We start from the raw sequence: 19,812 nt of genomic DNA, 5'->3' as shown, positions 1-19,812 counted from the left end.
TTCTCGCTTCCCTCTCAGGCACTTATTCAATATAACGAACCTCCTCTATCTTGTCAACTATTTTTCCAAAATTTATTTTGGACTGTTTTTCAGTCACCTGAAACTGCCCACAGTGCCGGGTTGTAGGCAACAATGGTTTATCCACTGTGTTGAGTAAGGAAGGGTGAAGCGTGAATTTTCAGTCGGTAATAGCTTTATTGCATGAGTTTTGGGGCGATCGCGGTTGTCTTATCGCCCAGCCCTACGATATTGAGAAGGGGGCTGGTACTAAGAATCCCCAGACATTTTTAAGAGCATTGGGACCGGAACCGTGGGCTGTTGCCTACGTTGAACCGTGTCGTCGCCCGACGGATGGACGCTACGGCGAAAACCCCAACCGCTTCCAACACTATTATCAGTATCAAGTCCTGATTAAACCGTCGCCAGATAATATCCAGGAGATTTATCTTGATTCGTTAAGGGCTTTAGGTATTCGTCCTGAAGACCACGATATTCGGTTTGTAGAGGATAACTGGGAAGATGCGACGGTGGGAGCTTGGGGGACTGGGTGGGAAGTCTGGTTAGATGGGATGGAAATTACTCAATTTACCTACTTCCAACAGTGTGGAGGAATTGATTGCCGTCCGGTGTCGATTGAGATTACATACGGGTTAGAGCGGCTGACAATGTATCTCCAGGAAGTGGAAGCAATTACTAAGATTCATTGGACAGACAACATTACTTATGGTGATGTTTACCTCCAAGGAGAGATTGAGCAGTGTACTTACAATTTTGAAGCATCAAATCCTGAGTTGCTACTGACACTATTTAATTTGTATGAGCAGGAAGCTACCCAATTGACGGAGCGAGGATTGGTTTTGCCTAGCTTAGATTATGTAATGAAGTGTTCGCACACGTTCAATCTGCTGGATGCGAGAGGTGTGATTTCGGTGACGGAGAGAACTCGCTATATTGCCAGGATTCGGCATTTGGCTAGGAAGGTAGCTCATTTATATGTTGAGCAAAGGGAGAAGTTGGGTTTTCCTCTGCTAAATAAGCCTGTTTTATGACCAATTGGGCTGCAACTGATTTCACAGCCAGTCATACCGCAACCTGTTTCGCCTTCAAAAGTTACATTTCGTTACTCCTATATTTTTGATTGGCTCTTTGTGATTCCAATTGCTTCTTATGTTATTTGGGTAATGCTATCGCTGTTTTAATAGTGGCAGCTATAGAGTATGTAGGTTAGGTTTCGTAACTAAACTGAACTAGCTAGGAAACTAGATATAGTTGGGTTTCACATTCGTTCAACCCAACCTACGACTTAGGCTGTGGTTACGAACAGCTATCAAAAAATCGATTCGATGAACCACAGAGACGCAAAGGACACACAGAATGAAGTGGAAAAAGTTAAGGTGTGTGAGAGATAGTGAAATCGAGTGGAGTTATGGAAACGATCGCGGCTTAATTTGATTCTCTGGGCATCCCTGAACCGATTCTGCATTGCGGACATCCTTACATTGATGATGGAGATCGTTGTTTTTGTAGAATTTATTTGAGTGGATTTGCAGGGAATAAAAAAGTTTTATGAGCAGTTGATGCATATTTGGGTGGCATAGTACTCTGTATTCTATTTTTCCAGGCTGCGATGAGGTTTAAGCTAGGTATATCTTTATGATGTGGCTATTGCTAAAAGTCAGAAATACCGTTAAATCTTGAATCTAGAGCATTAATGCTACAAGGATACGGCTCGCCTGCGCGGGCTTTGTTTGTATAAACTTGATGCACTATACTTCACCACAAGGATAAAATTTTTTCGGCGTTGCTGATTAAAGAGATGAAAAGCCCACGCAAAGGCGTTACAGGCGCAAATAATAAGAGTTTGGAATATTTGACTTTTAAATTTCATAGCCAAATTCACCAACGCCGATTTTTCTCTATTGTTGCCCTAGCTATTTTTAAGTCAGCTGCAAATTTGGGTTGTCAGGTGCTTTTACAAAAAATCTTATGATTCAAACCAGTGGTGTAATTATTTGTCTTGGCTACATTTTTGGGTTGCTGTTTACAGCAGTTCCTTGGGGTGGTGTATGGATTTTGGTTCTGGGGATAGTGGGAGCAATTCTTTTTAGAAGACGCACCACTTCACGGCAACTTGCTCAGAAACCAGAAAATGCTGGAAGCAAAAATAAGGCAGTGCCTAATATTTGGCAAACTACTCCTCATCCTCGAATATGGCTAGCTGCTGGCTTAGTGGGATTATTGGCAACTCTATATCTTCAATGGCGAGTGCCGCAACCAGGTGCAAAAGATATTAGTCAGTTCGTTCCCCCTGGAAATAGCAGTAATCAAGAACAACTTGTGATTGTTCGCGGTGAAGTGGCGAGTAATCCTCGCTTGACTCGCAGTCAACGGGGACAATTTTGGCTGGAAGCGACTCAGTTAGATGAGGTTAAAAATGAAAAAGGTTCGGCAGGTGTTCCAAAAGGGGTGACAGGTAAATTGTATGTGACAGTGCCTATACTTCAAGCTACTGGGTTATACCCTAGTCAACAAATTGCTGTGACTGGGATTTTGTACAAACCAAAGGCGGCTTCCAATCCTGGTGGTTTCGACTTTCAAAAGTTTCTCAAGCAAGAAGGGACGTTTGCCGGTCTAGTTGGGCGACAAATAAATGTTTTGGATCAGGAACGTAAATGGGGATGGTGGCAAATTCGGGAGCGAATTGTGCGATCGCAAGTTCGTTGGTTGCGTGTCCCTGAAGGCCCTCTTGTCAGTGCAATGGTTTTAGGCAGCAAAGCTGTTGATTTACCCTACGATATCCGCGACTTATTTGTACAAGCCGGATTAGCTCATGCTTTAGCAGCTTCCGGGTTCCAAACTTCTTTGATTTTGAGTGTGATCTTACAGTTAACGAAGCGGACAAAAAAAGCAACTCAATTTACCCTTGGCTTTTTGGCTTTAATCATTTTTCTGAGTTTAACAGGTTTTCAACCTGCGGTTCTCAGAGCCGTAATTATGGGTTTTGCGGCATTAGTTGGTTTGCTATTAAAAAGGAGGGTAAAACAGTTCGGATCATTACTATTAGCAGCAACTCTGTTATTAGTGTTTAATCCTTTATGGATTTGGGATTTAGGCTTTCAATTGAGTTTTTTAGCAACACTGGGATTAGTCGTAACAGTATCCCCATTAGTCAACCGCCTAGCATGGCTACCACCTGCGATCGCTGCTTTGATTGCTGTTCCCCTAGCTGCCACTATTTGGACTTTACCTGTGCAACTTTTTGTCTTTGGGGTTGTACCATCTTATAGTTTGTTGCTGAATGTGCTTAGTACTCCATTAATTTCGATCATTAGTATAGGTGGAATCATTAGTGCGATCGCAGCATTAATTTGGGATCAGGCAGGAAGCTTCCTCGCTGGGGTGTTGCATTATCCTACTGATTGGCTAATTAAACTGGTGGAATTTTTTAGCAAGTTGCCAGGAAATTCTGTTGCTGTAGGCAGCATATCTAGTTGGCAGCTTCTGGCGATTTATCTACTGATTATACTGGTTTGGTTAGTGCCTTGGTGGCAGAAGCGGTGGTGGTTTGCTAATGTGATTGCGATTGGTTTAGTATTCATCCCCCTTTGGCATTCTACAAATACATTGTTTAGGATAACGATATTAGAATCTGGTACGGAACCAATTGTAATTGTTCAAGATAGAGGTACAGTAACTGTTATTAATAGTGGCGATGAAGGTACAGGACGTTTCACAATCCTACCGTTTTTGCAACAGCAGGGAATAAATCAAATAAATTGGGCGATCGCAACTGATTTCCAAGGCAATGAAAGTAATGCTTGGTTGGAATTGCTGCAACGTTTACCAATCAAAAATTTTTATGAATATTCCCCTAAGCCAGAAAATTCCATTGCAACTCAGGCAATTCAACAAGAATTAGCAAAGTATCAGGGTTCTTACCAACCGATGGCAGTTGGTCAAGCGGTGAATACTGGTTCAGTCGTGGCACAATTAATTAATGACCAATTACCTATCTTACAATTGCAAATTTTAGATCAGAATTGGTTATTAGTAGGTAATGTCAAGTCTAAAGAGGTGCAGCAACTAGTGAAAAATGGAAGTTTGCCTCGCCCACAAGTGCTGTGGTGTGCCCCTCAGTCTTTGAAAGATTTAGTTATTGCTTTGCAACCACAAGTGGCGATCGCTTCTTCTGCCAACTTTGATCTAAAAGCTTTATCTGAACTGAATAAAAGCCAAACAAAAATATTTTTTACAGGACGAGATGGGGCTATTCAATGGACACCTAATGGTCAGTTTGAGGCGTTTATTGAAGCAACAGAAAATAAGTCTTCTATGTTATAAGAAAGTCACAAATTAAGTAAATTTAAAAGCACATATTTATTTTTAACCAAGTCTATCTAAAGATAGATGTATGGTCATTCGGAACGAAGTACTGTCTCGAAAGGTTTCAGGAAGGTCGATTCCTTGAGCAGGTGCTAACCCTATGCTTGGGATAATGTTTGTATTTCCACGCATGGTGACACGGACTACTCACAGGAAGATATTTAAAAAAAATGCAAATGGGAAGTTTAATTGAATTTACGTTGTTTGCTCCTCGAAACAAAGGAGCAGCTTTAATTGGGTCTTTTTCTGATTGGAAAGAAATCCCAATGGTAAAAAGTGAAGATGGTTATTTCTGCACTCAAGTAAAGCTGGAAGACGGCATTTATCAATATAAATTTCGTGTTCAAAGCAAAAGTCAAAATTTTGCACTTGATCAATGGGTAGATGTTATTGATCCTAATGCCACAGATGTTAATGAAATAGAAAAATTCAGCATGGTACGGATTAAAAATGGGCAACGCATTATTGATACTTACGTTTGGCAATATGATGAAAAAGCGTTGCCTGACAATCGGGAATTAGTCATATATGAAATGCACGTTGCAGATTTTACTGATGATCACGTTGGGGTTGACAAACGAGGCAAATATTCAGGGGTAATTGCCAAGTTAGATTATCTGGTTAAATTGGGAGTTAATGCACTTGAATTAATGCCAGTTAATGAGTACCCTGGTAACTATAGCTGGGGCTATAAAGTGCGCCACTTCTTTGCGACAGAATCTAGTTACGGTTCAACAGAAGATTTAAAGCGATTAATAGATGAGTGTCATGCTAGAGGCATTCGTGTTTTTATGGATGGAATTTATAACCACACAGATGAAGAATGCCCGTTAATGCTGATTGACCGGAATTACTGGTATTACGAACACATGCATTATCCTGAAGATCCAGATAATTACTGGGGGCCAGAGTTTAACTATGATAATTATGATGAAAAGTTAAATGTTAAGCCTGCATGGAAATACATCGGGGATGTGGTGCAATTTTGGATTCAGGAGTATCACATTGATGGAATTCGCTTTGATGCGGTGCGCCAATTAGCTAACTTTGAATTTCTCGACTGGCTGGCTAAACAAACAAAAATCCATGCCGCACCCAAACAGTTTTACAACATTGCCGAACATATTCCTGATACAAACACTGTAGTTAAGCCAGATGGACCATTAGATAGTTGTTGGCATGAGAGTTTTAGGTACTTTATAGTTCCATATATTTGTGGAGAAACATTTGAATTAGAACAACTAAAGCAAATTTTAAATCCCAGACAGCAGGGTTATGCGATCGCTACCAATGTGATAAATTATTTGGCAACCCACGATCGCGAACGTCTATTGCGAGAATTAGGCGATCGCGGTATCTTTGACGCAGAGGCATTTAAGCGAGCGAAGTTAGCAGCCGTTCTCTTAATGACAGCGATGGGTATACCGATGCTGTGGATGGGAGAAGAGTTTGGGGAATACCAGCAAAAAAGCGAAGATGTGACTAAGCCACAGAAGATTAATTGGTCTTTGTTGTCAGGCGACCAGAATCATAATTTATTTGAGTATTATCAAAAACTTATTGCTCTACGCAAGCAGAATCTCGCCTTGCAAAGTGACAATATCCAGTTTTTCTACGAAAATACCGAGGAAAAAGTGTTAGCTTACACCCGATGGAATGAGCAAAATTCTCATATCGTTGTCGTAGCAAATTTCTCCGACCAGAATCTAAATGAATATAAAATTCCTAACTTCCCATCTGCTCAATATTGGCAAGATTGGCTCACCAACTGGGAGGTGCAAGTTGGAGAAGATGGTTTAGTCACTGATTTACCAAGCTATACAGCCAAGATATTTGTTTAGCAGTAGTAGTTTGTCAATAAATCATTGATAACTAGGGATATTACTGAAACAGAGTATAATTGCAATCAACTAAAATCTCTATTAGGGATTGAAATCAAGTATACAGGAAGTCTGGTTTTTATTTACTTAGTATTAAAAAAATACAAAATATAGCAGTAAAGGTCATTCCACATCCAGCTTGATGGCTGTGATATTATGGGAGACTGCTGCATACATTTAGAAAAATTAGAAACTGAATCGATCATGGCTCTCACGCAACTGCGGAAACAAGAAATAATTTCCAACTACCAAGTTCACGAAACCGACACTGGATCGTCCGATGTCCAAGTTGCCATGCTAACTGAGCGCATTAACCGCCTCAGTGAACATCTCCAGGCAAATAAAAAAGACCATTCTTCCCGCAGGGGACTGTTGAAGCTAATTGGTCAGCGTAAGCGTCTTCTAGCCTACATATCGCAGGAAAGCCGGGAAAAGTATCAAGCTTTGATTGCTCGCCTCGGTATTCGTGGATAGGGACTACCGCTTATGTCTGCTGAAGAATCTGAACGCAGTGGCTTGCCCTTTGAACCAAACAAAAAGCGCCAAAAACCCGCAAAAACTCAAAGTAAACCAGCAGCACAGCCTCAAGAACCTGGCAAACAGGCTGGTAGAAGGACACCTTATACCAAAGAAGAAATGACTATTCCCCAAGTAGTCAGCCAGAGGATGATCCGACGGGTAGCTGGATTTTGTGGTGTACCAACAGCTTTGGGCATTACCACCCTAGTTGTTAGCTATCTGCTTGCTATCTACTCCAACATTCAACTACCTCCCATCGCCGTGTTATTGGTGAACATGGGATTATTTGGTTTGGGGGTCTTAGGGATAACTTATGGCGTTCTCTCTACCTCTTGGGATGAAGAAAGAGTCGGAAGTTTGCTGGGTTTGGGTGAGTTCAACACCAATTGGGGACGAATGGTGGCAGTTTGGCGCGAAACTCGGCAAAAAAACTCATAATAAACGGCGCTCAGGTATTATGTAACTGCGGTATTGGGTAAATGAAGAAGTGAGGCACTCCGTTGGGCGGGTTTCCCGACTTGAAGGAAGTGCCGAACCCGTGAATGTTGAAGTTGAAATTTTATAACTTCAACATTGCTAATTAAAATTATATAATCTTTTTTATACCCTGTATTCAGTTATTTAGTAGTAAAACTACTGACTGAGCGCTAGATTTTGTAAATAAATTTTCTTTTTAACTATTCTTAATTAGTCCAATAGGCAACAATAAAGTTAGCCCATTTACAGAAAATTTTACTTAATTAATCAGGAACTTTCAGATGATTATAGTAATGAAAAGTGGTTGCCCAGAGGCGGAAATAAAGCGCATTGATGAGGAACTAACTAGCTGGGGGCTAACTCCAGAAAAAATTGTTGGTCAACACAAAGTAGTTATTGGTCTAGTAGGTGAAACCGCCAGTTTAGATCCACTACAAATTCAGGAAGTTAGCCCCTGGATTGAGCAGGTGTTGCGGGTAGAGCAGCCTTACAAACGAGCCAGCCGCCAGTACCGCCACGGTGAAGCTTCAGAAGTAATAGTTGATACTCCCAATGGAGCGGTGGTATTTGGTGAACACCACCCTTTGGTAGTCGTTGCCGGCCCCTGCTCTGTAGAAAATGAAGAGATGATTGTGGAGACGGCGCGGCGCGTCAAAAGGGCTGGAGCCACATTTTTGCGCGGAGGGGCATACAAACCCCGGACTTCACCTTACGCCTTCCAAGGACACGGCGAGAGTGCTTTGGATTTGTTGGCGAGGGCGCGGGAAGTCAGCGGACTAGGTATTATTACAGAAGTGATGGATGCCGCTGACCTGGATAAAATTGTTGACGTTGCTGACGTGATTCAGGTGGGGGCAAGGAATATGCAGAATTTCTCTTTGCTCAAAAAAGTGGGGGCGCAGCCGAAACCAGTTCTCTTGAAGCGGGGAATGGCGGCTACTATTGAAGATTGGTTGATGGCAGCGGAGTATATTTTGGCAGCTGGCAATCCCAATGTGATCTTGTGTGAACGGGGCATACGCACCTTTGACCGCCAGTATACTCGGAATACGTTAGATATATCAGTAGTGCCAGTGTTGCGAAAGCTGACTCACCTGCCAATTATGATTGACCCCAGCCACGGTACAGGTTGGTCTGAGTTTGTACCTTCAATGGCAATGGCTGCGATCGCAGCTGGTACAGATTCCCTGATGATAGAGGTTCACCCCAACCCTGCCAAAGCTTTATCCGATGGACCGCAATCTCTGACACCAGACCGTTTCGATAACTTGATGCAAGAATTAGCAGTAATTGGTAAGGCGGTGGGACGTTGGCAGCAACCAGCAGTCGCTCTAGCTTAAAATTTAGTTGCAACTTATTGCTAGGCATTAATAAATTAAAATTTGTAGTCAGGACTTTAGTCGTGATAAATTTGAAAAAGCGATAAATCGCTCACTACAAACTAGGATTTTATTGTATTTTTATTGTGGGCGATGCCTACGGCGGTAAACTACGCTTCGGTTTGTTAAACACGCCGATCACGTTTTATGTCGCCAACAACTTTTTCCAAAATCCAGTTATCTAATTTATCTGGATTTAATCCCTGCTGACGTGTAATCAACCGATTGGCAATTTCTTGATTGCCACTGAGTAAATTAAGAAGTTCTTTGTACAAGGGATTATTCTTGGGCACTCTTTTTAGTTTATTAGGCTGCCTCTTGATTTTTTTCAGGTCTGCTAATGGCCTATGCGAGGGTGGAGACAGAGAAACTTCGGTTTGTATTTGTTCCTGTGGTTTGTTGAGCTTCAAATCACTAATAACTTGTTGCAAAACCCAGTTATCAGATTTACCGGGGTATAATTGCCTCTGTTTTGCTAGTAATTGATTAGCTGTGTTTACATTGTTGGTTAGAGCAATTAATTCACTGTGCAGATACTTGTTGTTAATGTCTATTTCCTCCTGAGTTACTTTGAATTGGAACGGTGATGGGGATATTAGTTGCTGGGAAGCTTTAGTTTTTAGTTGTGATGTATCTATCCCATGTTCCTTAAGTAGGAATTCGTACTCATCTATAGCTTGTCTAAAAAGCTTTACAGATTTTTGGTATTGGTCTACGGACTGCTTAAACTGTTCTGTGGATTGTTGGTACAGAGACAAAGCTTTCCTCTGAAGCAAAAGCTTGATAATGCATATAACCAGCAAAAGGAATGCAAGAAATAAAGCAATCTGTAGCTGAAGGATGAGTGTAACCTGCATAATGAATTTTGAGTTGGTGGTACAACTCTACAAATACGGGAAATCTCTAGGTGAAGACATCAGAAAAATCCCCGTATTTGTTTCATGCTTATCAATGATGCACGTAGACACCGCGATCGCCCGTGGTGAATGTATACTGATAGATAAAGCCGTCCTAGTAATGATAGAACGGCTTTATTTTGAGCTTTCTTTGTTTTCTTAAATTTGGTTAGAAGTCCCCGATTTTTAAGGCTACTTATTTACTACTCAAAAATCCCTCAAAACGGCTCAACATAACGCTTATTGGACTTGCGTGGGGAAAGCACCAGGTTGCACAGCTATGTTAAGATTCTGCCCATTGCGACGTAATTCCATACGTAAGTCGCCCCCGACTCGGCTATTTTCTACTACCTTTTGGACACTGCTGGCATCTGTGACTGCTTGACCACCAAGCTTTTGGATCACATCACCAGCACGTATCCCTGCTTTAGCAGCTGGTGAATTTGGGATAACTTTCACAACTAATACACCTTTATCTTCAGTCACACTCAAACCACTATTGGGATCTGAGTTGATATTTTGTTTTAGCTGAGGCGTTAAACCCACCATCTGAATTCCTAGATAAGCATGTTCTACTTTGCCTGTAGCTATTAGTTGACTGGAAATGCGTTGTGCTGTGTTGATGGGAATAGCAAAGCCTAACCCTTGTGCTCCTTGGATAATGGCTGTATTCATGGCAATTACCTCGCCACGGTAATTTAGCAGGGGGCCGCCGGAGTTACCGGGATTAATTGCTGCGTCAGTTTGAATATACTCTACTCGCTTATCGGGAGCACCGATTTGATTGCTACTGCGTCCAGTAGCACTGATGATTCCGGTAGTTACTGTATTATCTAGTCCAAGGGGGTTGCCGATCGCGATCGCCCATTCTCCCGGTTGCAGTTTATCTGAGTTACCCAAGGTTACTAACGGTAAATTGTCTGCCTGAATCTTGACGACAGCAACATCGGTCAAATCATCTTTGCCTAACACCTTTCCTTTAAAGGTACGCCCATCCTTGAGTGTTACTGTTACCGTATCAGCACCATCGACTACGTGAGCATTGGTGAGAATACGACCATCAGCACTAATAATAAAACCTGAACCAGTACCTCGTTCTACCCGATTCTGTTGTTGTTCTGGTACTTGAGAGCCAAAGAAACGTTGGAAAAGTGGATCGTTAAATTCATCTGGTATCTGAGTTTTTACAGTTCGGGAAGAGTCAATTCGCACCACGGCTGGCCCGACCTTTTGCACCACCTGGATCACAAAGTTAGGATCTGTACCGGCTGCTAATGGAGGAGCGGCATTTACTGGACTTACTGCCAAATTAGATGCGTTTTCAGACACCTGCTGAGAATGTCCAGCCATATAACCGCCTGCCAATGTCATACCCGATCCCAGCAACACCAGCGATAGAGAGGCGGCAGCCTTTTTCCAGGGTGTTCGATTATGGTATTTGGTGTCAGCAGTGTTATGTGAAATGCTATTTGATGGGTGTTCTCTGTCGCTAGATTCGTTTTGCATTGCTGTCTGGAAGGATATTTAGATGTATTACTAATGTAGATATTATTTGTGACAGTTTTGTTGCAGAGGTATTGCGTTGTTATGAAAGGTTTGGTATTTTACTTATCGCATCCCACCTTAACTGAACTGTATTGGAATATAGTCATTTGTAGGGTAGCACAGATGTGCTACCCGATTGGTATTGCATCCATGTCTGAAGGAATAAAATGGCAGAGGGTAAAATCTTACTTAAACCTGGAACTTTATGGACAAGTGTCAAAGAGCAGACGGAACATGCTTTGCAATGCGGGGCGCTGCTGTCAATACCGACGGAATTTGAATTTATCGAACAGGATAACGTGCGCTTTTTAGTGCGGATTTTGTCTAACCTGAATCGCAAAAAAGCCGCCAAGGAGAAACAGGAAAAACAATCTGCTAAGTCTAGTCAAGAGTTTAATCCTTTCTTGCCCTACGAAGAGGATTTATTTGTGGCGGATATCTCCGATAGCCATGTATGTATTTTGAATAAATTTAATGTTGTTGATTATCATCTGCTAATTATTACCCGTGGCTTCGAGGAACAGGAAAGCTTACTCACCGTGGAAGATTTTACGGCTATGTGGGCATGTCTAGCTGATTTCGATGGTTTAGCATTTTACAACAGTGGCAAAACCGCAGGTGCTAGTCAGCGACACAAGCACTTGCAATTAGTGCCATTACCACTTGCACCTTCAGGGCCGCAGATACCTATTGAAGCTCTGCTAACATCAGCACAATTTCAGAATTCAATACTTTCTGGAGCCTCTGCTACGCATAGCTTGTTTAAGAGTAAGGGTACGGTGGGCAAAGCCTACGCAACTTCACCAAAACTTCCTTTTCTACACGCTTTTGCACCACTAAATTCCAATTGGGGGCAGTCCCCGTTTACAGCAGCCCAAGCAACACTGGAAGTTTATCGCACCTTGCGACATGCAGTGGGTTTGGATGCAAGGCAATCTGCTGCTTACAATCTGCTAGCGACACGAGAATGGATCTTGATCATACCGCGATCGCAGGAGCATTTCCAGTCTATCTCTGTGAATTCATTAGGATTCGCTGGTGCTTTGCTAGTGCGGAATGCAGCAGAAATGGAGATTCTTAAAGCCCAAGGTCCGATGACCATTCTCAAGAATGTTGCTGTATCCTAATTAAGTAGTAGTTTTTCACTCTCCCCCCATCTGTGAGAGTTTACAGTACAGTATAGGTAAAATTATTGATTCTGCATTCTTCTTTAATCGGTCTAATTACGGGTGCTTTATTTATCGCGATCGCTATGTATAAATCATTGCAAGCAAAACTCAAACCACAATCTTAATCTCTGACTATTTGTATAAATAGATAACTACTTGATGGCATATATGTATGTAAATTTTATCTATCTCATATTTTGATTTTAATTCATAGTTTTTATCCCTCAACTTGCAGTAATGTATGTTATCTATATCTATTGACATGGGATATTTTAGTGAATATTATGTCAATCAATCTGGATTTTATTTACTTCTCTGGAAATCTCTGTAAGTCAATCCAACATTATCCTCACACCACTACATGAAACTACGCTGGTTATTACTTAGTCTCACAAGTATTTTTCTAATGTCGTCGCCAGTAAAGGCCAATCTCAACACGAATCAAGTTGACAGCGCAGATGGCGGGAGTGGAAATCAATCAGATTTACAACTACCAGAACTGAAATTCATTCCCCCAACTCCCTCAAGCAATTTTCTCAACCCAACAGGTATTCCTAAATACACTGGTATAGTTCCTTTAGGACGAGAAATATCGGAACTACAAACTCCAATTAAAGCATTAATGGCTCGCAACAGATTCCTGACTCCGGGAATCTTTTTTATGGACTTACAAACAGGTGATTATTTAAATATCAATGGCAGTCAACCTTTCTCTGCCGCTAGCACAATTAAGTATCCTATTTTAATTGCTTTGTTTCAGGGAATCGATACAGGGAGAATCAAACTAAATGAAACATTGGTGATGCAACGTAAACACGTTACTGGTGGTTCTGGAGATATGCAGTATCGGCGGGTGGGAACTAAGATTAGTCTTTTGGAAACTGTAACTAAAATGATGACTATTAGCGATAATACCGCTACAAATATGATTATCGACCGTTTAGGTGGTAAGGCAAATTTAAATCAGAGGTTTCGCACTTGGGGATTACAAAGTACTGTGATTAACAATATGTTAGGAGACTTTAAAGGAACTAATAAAACTAGTGCGAAAGACTTAGTACGATTGTCAGCTTTGATTACAAATAATCAGTTAATTTCTGATACCAGTCGCTCTCAAGTTTTAGGTATCATGATTCGTTGCCATAATAGAAGCTTACTTCCGTCTGGTTTGGGTTATGGGGCAAGTATTGCTCACAAAACAGGCACTCTGAGGTTTGTACTGGGAGATGCGGGTATTATTGAAACACCATCAGGTAAGCGTTATTTAGCAGGAATTTTCGTGCGAAGACCGAATAATGACGAGAGAGCAACAGCTTTTATTCGTCAAGTTTCTCAAATGGTATATGGCTACTTCGATCAACCAAAAGTTAGCCATCTACCTTAATTATTGACGTTTATTCAGAAAAAATTACGGAATAGTTCTAATATCCGTTTTCGGACTCGTTCTATAACTACTTCTTCCTCAGCAGATAGCCCATCAAATAACATCTCATACATCAATGGTACGCCCAACTCTAACTCTTCTAAAAGTGGACGTTGGCTAAATACATCTTGTGGTTTACCTTCTAACATCAGTCGCCCTTTATCCATCACAAAAACCCAATCCGCCCAACGATAAACTAGATCCAAATTGTGGGTTGCCAAAAATTCCGGCGAATTTAGTAAATGAAGGGATAAACCCACCAACAGGTGCAGGGAAAGCTAGGGCCAGTTGGATAGAAGTGATAATATAGGTGAGTAAATCTGCGATCGCAGCTACTAAAAAGATGGCGATTTTTTGTTTACCACCCAACTTTATTGTCAAATTATATATCCAATAAGCCGCAAATGGGCCAGCGATCGCCATCGAAAAAGCATTTGCACCCAACGTCGTCAAGCCGCCATGCGCCAGCAACAAAGCTTGAAACAACAATACAATCACTTACTGTCTCATTAATTCTGACAACATCTGCTCAAGAATATCTTCCATAATTTCCTCGTCTAAGGAGTGCAGGGTTGCTGGTCCGCCGAGAAAGTCTTTGATAGTGATTTTCTGCTCTCTAAAGTCCTTAACAAAATCCCGAATCTGAGAAACAACGTTAATTTGAGATTCTATTGTTTCTACCATCTGAGCCATAGAGTCAATGCCTTTTTTAGCAGCTTGACGAGAATCTGAAACCATCGCTCCTTCTGGAGTATTTTTTGTCAAACGTAGTTCTAGTTTCAAGTTTTCATATTGAGTGAGGAGAATTTGATTTTGCTGTTCTAGAGTTCGACATTTTCGAGTTAAATCATCCTCGCTATTATTGTCAATAACTTCCCCGACTTCCTGAATCCGTTCAATTTCTAGAAGTCTTGCCAAATCTCCTTCTTGGTAAGCTTTATTGATTTCTTTCATGATTTCTGTATGATATCTCTGTGTCTCACTGTCTTTTACCTTATCAGGGTGAAAGATTTCAGCTAACCTCAGAAATGTTTGACGAATTTTTCTAGAATCCTCTGTTCTAGCTAGAGATGCAGATTCTACAGACTCTTGTGCTTGCCAATGTTGATGGCGACCTTCAGCAGTTTCTCCTGCGAAATTTTCTTCTGTAGCGGAACTGTTAAATAGTTCCTCTAGCTCTCTATTGAATTGTTTGCTCCTCGGTTTTAGACTAATGATTCCTGTCAACTGGAGGTTAAGGTAAACTGCTTCTATATTTTTGAGGGTTTGTTTACCAAACTTTCTAGTAGTAAAAATTTGATCAAATAGAGCATGAATATCCTGGTCTAACTCAGCCATTTTTTGGAAGCTGGGACTGGCTTGATGAAATATTTCTGTGGCTAAAGAACGCATCTGTTCAACAAAGTTCTTCAGTTCCGTTCGCTTTCTCTTAATCTGTTTAAGTAGCGATTTATGTTCTTTTTCTAAAAACTCTAATCTCAGATGTAATTCGGAAAGAGCCAGTGGAGTTATTCTAGTTGAGTGGGATGGAGATGAGGTGGTTCGAGGCATAGAATCTTTATGGTTTTTTCAAGGTTTAAAAAAACTATAGCTGTCAAAGTCATTAGGTCAATGCGAAAATAAAATACCTCAAACATGATACACGATACCCAACACCAAGCTTTTTATAGTTTGTTCAATGGGAGTATCTGACTGAGTGTTCGTCATAGTCAGTGTAGACGAAGCAGCAGCTTTTTCGTGTGACATCGCTCTCCCAAACACAGGGGAATATTGTATCTTCGTGCAAGTTAACACAGAATGTCTACTGATATTAATTCTCTTGAGAAACTAAAAACTAAACAATAGCTGAAAAGAATGATTTTTAGGCAGGGGCAATTCATGTAGCTTTAGCTGACCGCAGGATATTGCCCCTAAAGCGTGTAGTTTTACGTAAGTCCCAGACATCTTGTGGCACAGATTCTATATGAAAAGCTACCATTTAAAAGCGTTCAAAGTCAACATCCTAGTCAGGGATGGCTGATAATCCCAAGGAGTTTGAGAAACTACATCTTCTGGCCCGAGTTTCAGAAAGTGGAAGGGGTAAAGGGCATATACTGGTTTATTCAGTATAGCTTGTTCAATAATATGTATAATCTTATCAATCCACACAAGAGGGTGTGGTGATAGGATTAATTAAATTTTGAGCCGATTCAACAGAACGAATGGTACGCACAAGCCCAAGACAGAAAATTCCTATTGATAAACTCCAAGCGACTCTAGCTTCCCTAGAAAAGCTAGAAGAGAAGGATAAAGAAGAACTATCACTGCCAGAGAGTGTTTACTTTATGCGAGTTCAGCTTGAATCGGCTCTGAAAAAAGGTTATAGCTATCAAAACCTTTCTGAAAACCTCAAAACTCAAAAAATAAAAGTTTCGGCAGCGACATTCAAGCAATACTTAACTGAGATTGAGAAAGAAAAATGTTCTGGCAAAAGAGGGGTTAAACTAAAACCAATTTTATCTGCTGAGAATTATACTCAGATTTCAACACAATCATCAGTAATGTCACAATCGGCCTCAGTAACTGGAGACTCTCTTGTTCTTGAGACTTCTTTAGAAAAGCTAACTCCAGAGATTCAAGTTCAGCAAGAATCAAAGGATGAGATAAAGGCATCTGATAAAACTACCAAAACTACTAGGCGGTAATCGCCAAAAAGTTCTAAGCCTGGGAAATATGTATCATACGAGTTTAATAAGTATTAGAGGTAGCTGTAATGCCGACGATTCATTTGGTGGATGGTGAAAAAGGCGGGGTAGGAAAGTCTCTCTTTGCTAGGACAATGATTCAGTATTGTCTGGATAAGAAAATCCCGTTTGTACCAGTGGAGACAGATAGATCGAATCCAGATGTAGCAGGGGTGTATAAGGAGATATGTAAGTATGCTGTGTTTAGCGAGAATGAGCGACAGGCAGATAAGGCAGATAAAATATTTGAGTGGGCAATAGAGAGGCCAGTAATTGTGAATTTAGCTGCACAATCGCATAGAGCAGTACAAGGGTGGATTGACTCTAATCAATTATTTGAATTAGGGAGTTCGCAGGGAGTAATGTTTTGCAAATGGTTTGTATCGACAGGAGGATACGACAGTATGAACCTGTTTGCTCAGTCAGTGAATACCTACGGTGAGAGAATCCCTCATATTCTGGTGAGGAATTTGGGGCTGTCTGATGATTGGGAGCATATAGAGTCAGACTCAAACTTTCAGAAAATAGTAAATAAATATAAGATAAAAGTTATGGATTTTCCGAAGTTAGCATATAAAGAAAGAAACATAATTGACCAAAATCGCCTGACGTTTGCGGAGGCGAGAGAGTATAAAGAATTTGGGGTAATTGGCAGACAGAGAGTAATGAATTTTCTGAAGCTTGCTTATAGTGCTTTTGAGAGAGTAGGCATCTGGTATGAAAAAGTTGAATAGCAAAGCTCTAGAGAGGAATCGCACGCTTGTTTAGTTATTTGTTGGGGATGAGGCAGTTATTGTTGAGGGCAGTTATTGTTCGAGTTTTAAAACTTTGTGTTGGATAAAGGTTTTTAGTAAGGGCTTCAGCCCTATTTTTCGGGCTGAAGCCCTTACTAAAAGCCAATTTAATTAATTTTAAATTGCTGTACATAGTTTTATCTATTCTTGTCTACTTAGTTAATGCATCTAAATAAGTAACACAAACATGGTTCTATTCATTATGATTAGTACGAAATTTTATAATTGAAGATTTTATTTTTTGTCTGCAATAAGCAGCTTTATACTTTATATTCAAAAAATACCGGACACAGAAAGATCCTTCTGAATGTTATGTGAACCCCGTCTGTGGATGTGCCAATCCAAGGCAAAACCCCCAGTGTGAAGATTGTGCTTATCTTGAGGTCTGTTGATCTAATTGCAAGCTCTAAAAGGTATAATTATCTTCACGTTCATAGACTAATTTTAATGCAAAAATAATTCCTGCGATAGAAGTGATTTTACTCTTATGGTAGAAGTCAGGTAAAAAATTAGCAGCTATCCTGGTTAAGAATGGCAAAATAATTGACAATCAATAAGTAATTAAAATTTATGATGCAAGTGAATCTAATTTTTTATTATTCCTTGTTTGTTGTGAACAAACGACCAAGGTCGTTATTTCCTAATCATAAATTAGTAATTACTTATCATTAATTAGTTTGACTTTGACAAATAATCAGTTGTTGTGGCATCTTCAAATGGTTTCAATTATTCCAAAAGAAACTAGGTGAAAGACTCTTCAATATATTTTGCCAAAGTTTACCTAATTTAGCACTCGATTGAGTAGACAATATCAGTTTTGAAAATCAATCAACCACAGATATCTAGAACCTAAAAGGAACCATAACCATGAAGCATTTTGATTTATCTAAAGCTGTTTTGGCTAGCGTCTTTGCCATCAGTTTCGCTTCTGTGTCCTTACCTCCTTCTGTTTCTGCCCAAAGCGGAGGCTCAGGCAGCGGAGGCTCCAGTAGTGGCAGTAGCTCAGGCAGTGGCACAACCGGCAGTGGCAGTGGCACAACCGGCAGTGGCAGTAGTTCAGGTAGTGGCACAACCGGCAGTGGCAGTAGCACAACCGGCAGTGGCAGTAGCTCAGGTAGTGGCATAACAGGCAGCGGCACAACAGGCAGCGGCACCACAGGCAGTGGCACAACAGGCAGCGGCACAACAGGCAGCGGCACAACAGGCAGCGACACGACCGGCAGTGGCACAACAGGCAGTGGCACAACAGGCAGTGGCACAACAGGCAGTGGCACAACAGGCAGCGGCACAACAGGCAGCGGCACAACAGGCAGTGGTACAACAGGCAGTGGTACAACAGGCAGTGGCACAACAGGCAGTGGCACAACAGGCAGTGGCACAACAGGCAGTGGTACAACAGGCAGTGGCACAACAGGCAGTGGTACAACAGGCAGTGGTACAACAGGCAGCGACACAACAGGCAGTGGTACAACAGGCAGCGACACAACAGGGAATGGCACAACCGGCAGTAGCTCAGGCAGTGGCACAACAGGCACTGATTCCACAGATACTACAAGTGTTAACAGGAATACAGGCATCACAACTTCCCAAAGAACTAGCGATCGCGGTTTCAATTGGGGTTGGCTAGGTTTACTTGGTCTAGCCGGTTTAGCAGGTCTGGCTCGTAATCGCGATCAAGTCCGGGCTTATAGAGATCCTAATGAAGTAACAGGTTCTCGCTCTAAATAGTATTCACCACACTCTAGGACGCGTACAGCTGTCGTTTGTGTCAACTTCTGGACTAGCTTTGTCCAGAATAGGCTTTGAGACATTACCTCCTTAAGAGCCTCTGGCTATTACGAGGTTTTGAATTAAATAGACGACACACGTAGGGGCATAATATAGCGGTTCTCATACCCGTTGGGTACTGCGTTGGAAAACTCGTAGAGTAGCCGCTATGCCTCTATGGATACAACACACGGTAGGGACACAGCATTGCTGTGTCCCTACCGTGTGTTCTGCTTGATGTGGGAGTTGAGGTATGGAAAAGAGAAGGATTACTGTAGAAGAATTTCTCAAACGTTATGCTGCTGGGGAGCGAGATTTTGAGCAAATCATTTTGGAATACGCTGACTTGAGTGGGGTTTAACTGCAAAATATCAGTCTGAGTGGTGCGGGATTTTCTTATGTCAACTTGAGTAGTATTAAATTGAGGCAGTGCGATTTGACAGCTCAATTCAACTACTGTAACTTCAGGGATGCTCTTATCGAGAGTTGTAACTTGGGATGGGCTTGGTTTTATGACTGCGATTTGAGAGGTGCTAATATAAGTGTATGCAATCTGACTAGTACTCATTTCATTAGAGTCAACCTTCAAGGTGCTCATTTGAGTGGCTTTGGCGAAGATCCTTGTAACTTCTGGGATGTTGTTCGATATGACGGAGTTTTCGTCCCTGGTTTCACTTTGGACCTTTATATTGCCGAACGTATTGCTGAAAGCAAAACTAGAGGAAATGATGTTTTCTGACCATGTAAAGGGTTGCTTTTGAATAATATCCTGAATTTATTTATGAACATTTGACAAAAAGTCATAGTTAATTCTAGGAGCTTGATTTTTGATACATCATCAAAAACTTTTAAAACAT

Annotated in this window: 18 protein-coding genes and 1 pseudogene; 14 read left to right on the top strand and 5 right to left on the bottom strand. The window is 41.2% G+C overall.

Annotated elements, in window-relative coordinates; translation table 11 throughout:
- Window positions 1-170: 170 nt before the first annotated feature.
- From glyQ to aroF, 6 genes are all read left to right on the top strand, one after another.
- Window positions 171-1,049 (top strand): glycine--tRNA ligase subunit alpha, encoded by an 879-nt coding sequence (gene glyQ / locus V7K15_RS17655; RefSeq protein WP_334907155.1) that lies wholly within the window; start codon window positions 171-173, stop codon window positions 1,047-1,049.
- 937 nt (window positions 1,050-1,986) lie between these two features.
- A complete protein-coding gene (locus V7K15_RS17650; protein WP_334907153.1) occupies window positions 1,987-4,341 on the top strand; it encodes a ComEC/Rec2 family competence protein in 2,355 nt (784 codons plus the stop codon).
- 218 nt (window positions 4,342-4,559) lie between these two features.
- On the top strand, window positions 4,560-6,224 hold the full coding sequence (locus tag V7K15_RS17645) for an alpha-amylase family glycosyl hydrolase (RefSeq protein WP_334907151.1): 1,665 nt from the start codon (window positions 4,560-4,562) through the stop codon (window positions 6,222-6,224).
- Between the two features lie 243 nt (window positions 6,225-6,467).
- Window positions 6,468-6,737, top strand: coding sequence for a 30S ribosomal protein S15 (gene rpsO / locus V7K15_RS17640; protein ID WP_196526018.1), 270 nt, complete (start codon window positions 6,468-6,470; stop codon window positions 6,735-6,737).
- Window positions 6,738-6,749: 12 nt separating this feature from the next.
- Window positions 6,750-7,220, top strand: a complete 471-nt coding sequence (locus V7K15_RS17635; protein WP_334907149.1) for a PAM68 family protein — start codon at window positions 6,750-6,752, stop codon at window positions 7,218-7,220.
- A 320-nt stretch (window positions 7,221-7,540) separates the two neighbouring features.
- Window positions 7,541-8,599, top strand: coding sequence for a 3-deoxy-7-phosphoheptulonate synthase (gene aroF / locus V7K15_RS17630; RefSeq protein WP_334907147.1), 1,059 nt, complete (start codon window positions 7,541-7,543; stop codon window positions 8,597-8,599).
- A gap of 164 nt (window positions 8,600-8,763) precedes the next feature.
- Here the strand turns inward: aroF and V7K15_RS17625 are convergent, their stop codons facing one another.
- Window positions 8,764-9,495 carry a hypothetical protein gene (locus V7K15_RS17625; protein WP_334907145.1) on the bottom strand — a complete coding sequence of 244 codons (732 nt, stop codon included), beginning with the start codon at window positions 9,493-9,495 and terminating at the stop codon, window positions 8,764-8,766.
- A gap of 1 nt (window position 9,496) precedes the next feature.
- Here V7K15_RS17625 and V7K15_RS17620 point away from each other — a divergent pair, with 1 nt between their 5' ends.
- Window positions 9,497-9,697 carry a hypothetical protein gene (locus V7K15_RS17620; RefSeq protein WP_334907143.1) on the top strand — a complete coding sequence of 67 codons (201 nt, stop codon included), beginning with the start codon at window positions 9,497-9,499 and terminating at the stop codon, window positions 9,695-9,697.
- 77 nt (window positions 9,698-9,774) lie between these two features.
- Here V7K15_RS17620 and V7K15_RS17615 read toward each other — a convergent pair whose 3' ends face one another.
- On the bottom strand, window positions 9,775-11,040 hold the full coding sequence (locus tag V7K15_RS17615; protein WP_334907141.1) for an HhoA/HhoB/HtrA family serine endopeptidase: 1,266 nt from the start codon (window positions 11,038-11,040) through the stop codon (window positions 9,775-9,777).
- A 206-nt stretch (window positions 11,041-11,246) separates the two neighbouring features.
- Between V7K15_RS17615 and V7K15_RS17610 the strand changes: the two genes are divergently transcribed.
- Both V7K15_RS17610 and V7K15_RS17605 read left to right on the top strand, forming a co-directional pair.
- Complete coding sequence (locus V7K15_RS17610; RefSeq protein ID WP_334907139.1) at window positions 11,247-12,206, top strand: ATP adenylyltransferase family protein; 960 nt, start codon at window positions 11,247-11,249, stop codon at window positions 12,204-12,206.
- Window positions 12,207-12,609: 403 nt separating this feature from the next.
- A complete protein-coding gene (locus tag V7K15_RS17605; protein ID WP_334907137.1) occupies window positions 12,610-13,632 on the top strand; it encodes a serine hydrolase in 1,023 nt (340 codons plus the stop codon).
- A 14-nt stretch (window positions 13,633-13,646) separates the two neighbouring features.
- On the opposite strand, the gene V7K15_RS17600 is transcribed toward V7K15_RS17605, so the two are convergent.
- The 3 genes and pseudogenes from V7K15_RS17600 to V7K15_RS17590 all read right to left on the bottom strand — a co-directional run bounded on the left by V7K15_RS17600 (window position 13,647) and on the right by V7K15_RS17590 (window position 15,222).
- Window positions 13,647-13,838 carry a hypothetical protein gene (locus V7K15_RS17600; RefSeq protein ID WP_442949684.1) on the bottom strand — a complete coding sequence of 64 codons (192 nt, stop codon included), beginning with the start codon at window positions 13,836-13,838 and terminating at the stop codon, window positions 13,647-13,649.
- A gap of 16 nt (window positions 13,839-13,854) precedes the next feature.
- A pseudogene (locus tag V7K15_RS17595) lies at window positions 13,855-14,166 on the bottom strand (energy-coupling factor ABC transporter permease); the annotation flags it as partial.
- Between the two features lie 3 nt (window positions 14,167-14,169).
- Window positions 14,170-15,222, bottom strand: coding sequence for a J domain-containing protein (locus tag V7K15_RS17590; protein WP_334907135.1), 1,053 nt, complete (start codon window positions 15,220-15,222; stop codon window positions 14,170-14,172).
- A 650-nt stretch (window positions 15,223-15,872) separates the two neighbouring features.
- Between V7K15_RS17590 and V7K15_RS17585 the strand changes: the two genes are divergently transcribed.
- From V7K15_RS17585 to V7K15_RS17570, 5 genes are all read left to right on the top strand, one after another.
- Window positions 15,873-16,355 carry a hypothetical protein gene (locus V7K15_RS17585; protein ID WP_334907133.1) on the top strand — a complete coding sequence of 161 codons (483 nt, stop codon included), beginning with the start codon at window positions 15,873-15,875 and terminating at the stop codon, window positions 16,353-16,355.
- An 86-nt stretch (window positions 16,356-16,441) separates the two neighbouring features.
- A complete protein-coding gene (locus tag V7K15_RS17580; protein WP_334907131.1) occupies window positions 16,442-17,128 on the top strand; it encodes a mobilization protein in 687 nt (228 codons plus the stop codon).
- A gap of 1,222 nt (window positions 17,129-18,350) precedes the next feature.
- Window positions 18,351-18,815, top strand: coding sequence for a histone H1-like repetitive region-containing protein (locus V7K15_RS30020; RefSeq protein ID WP_442949687.1), 465 nt, complete (start codon window positions 18,351-18,353; stop codon window positions 18,813-18,815).
- Window positions 18,764-18,916: a WGxxGxxG family protein gene (locus V7K15_RS30015; RefSeq protein WP_442949686.1), complete on the top strand. Its 153-nt coding sequence runs from the start codon at window positions 18,764-18,766 to the stop codon at window positions 18,914-18,916. The genes V7K15_RS30020 and V7K15_RS30015 overlap by 52 nt, the downstream gene beginning before the upstream one ends.
- A 400-nt stretch (window positions 18,917-19,316) precedes the next feature.
- Entirely contained in the window at window positions 19,317-19,694 is a 378-nt protein-coding gene (locus V7K15_RS17570) for a pentapeptide repeat-containing protein (RefSeq protein WP_334907159.1), read from the top strand.
- Window positions 19,695-19,812 lie beyond the last annotated feature (118 nt).

Origin of the sequence: Nostoc sp. (assembly GCF_036919815.1) — a bacterium.
Classification (GTDB): Bacteria; Cyanobacteriota; Cyanobacteriia; order Cyanobacteriales; family Nostocaceae; genus Nostoc.
Note: the sequence above shows the minus strand (reverse complement) of the source record. Positions and strands in the feature narration are given on the sequence as shown.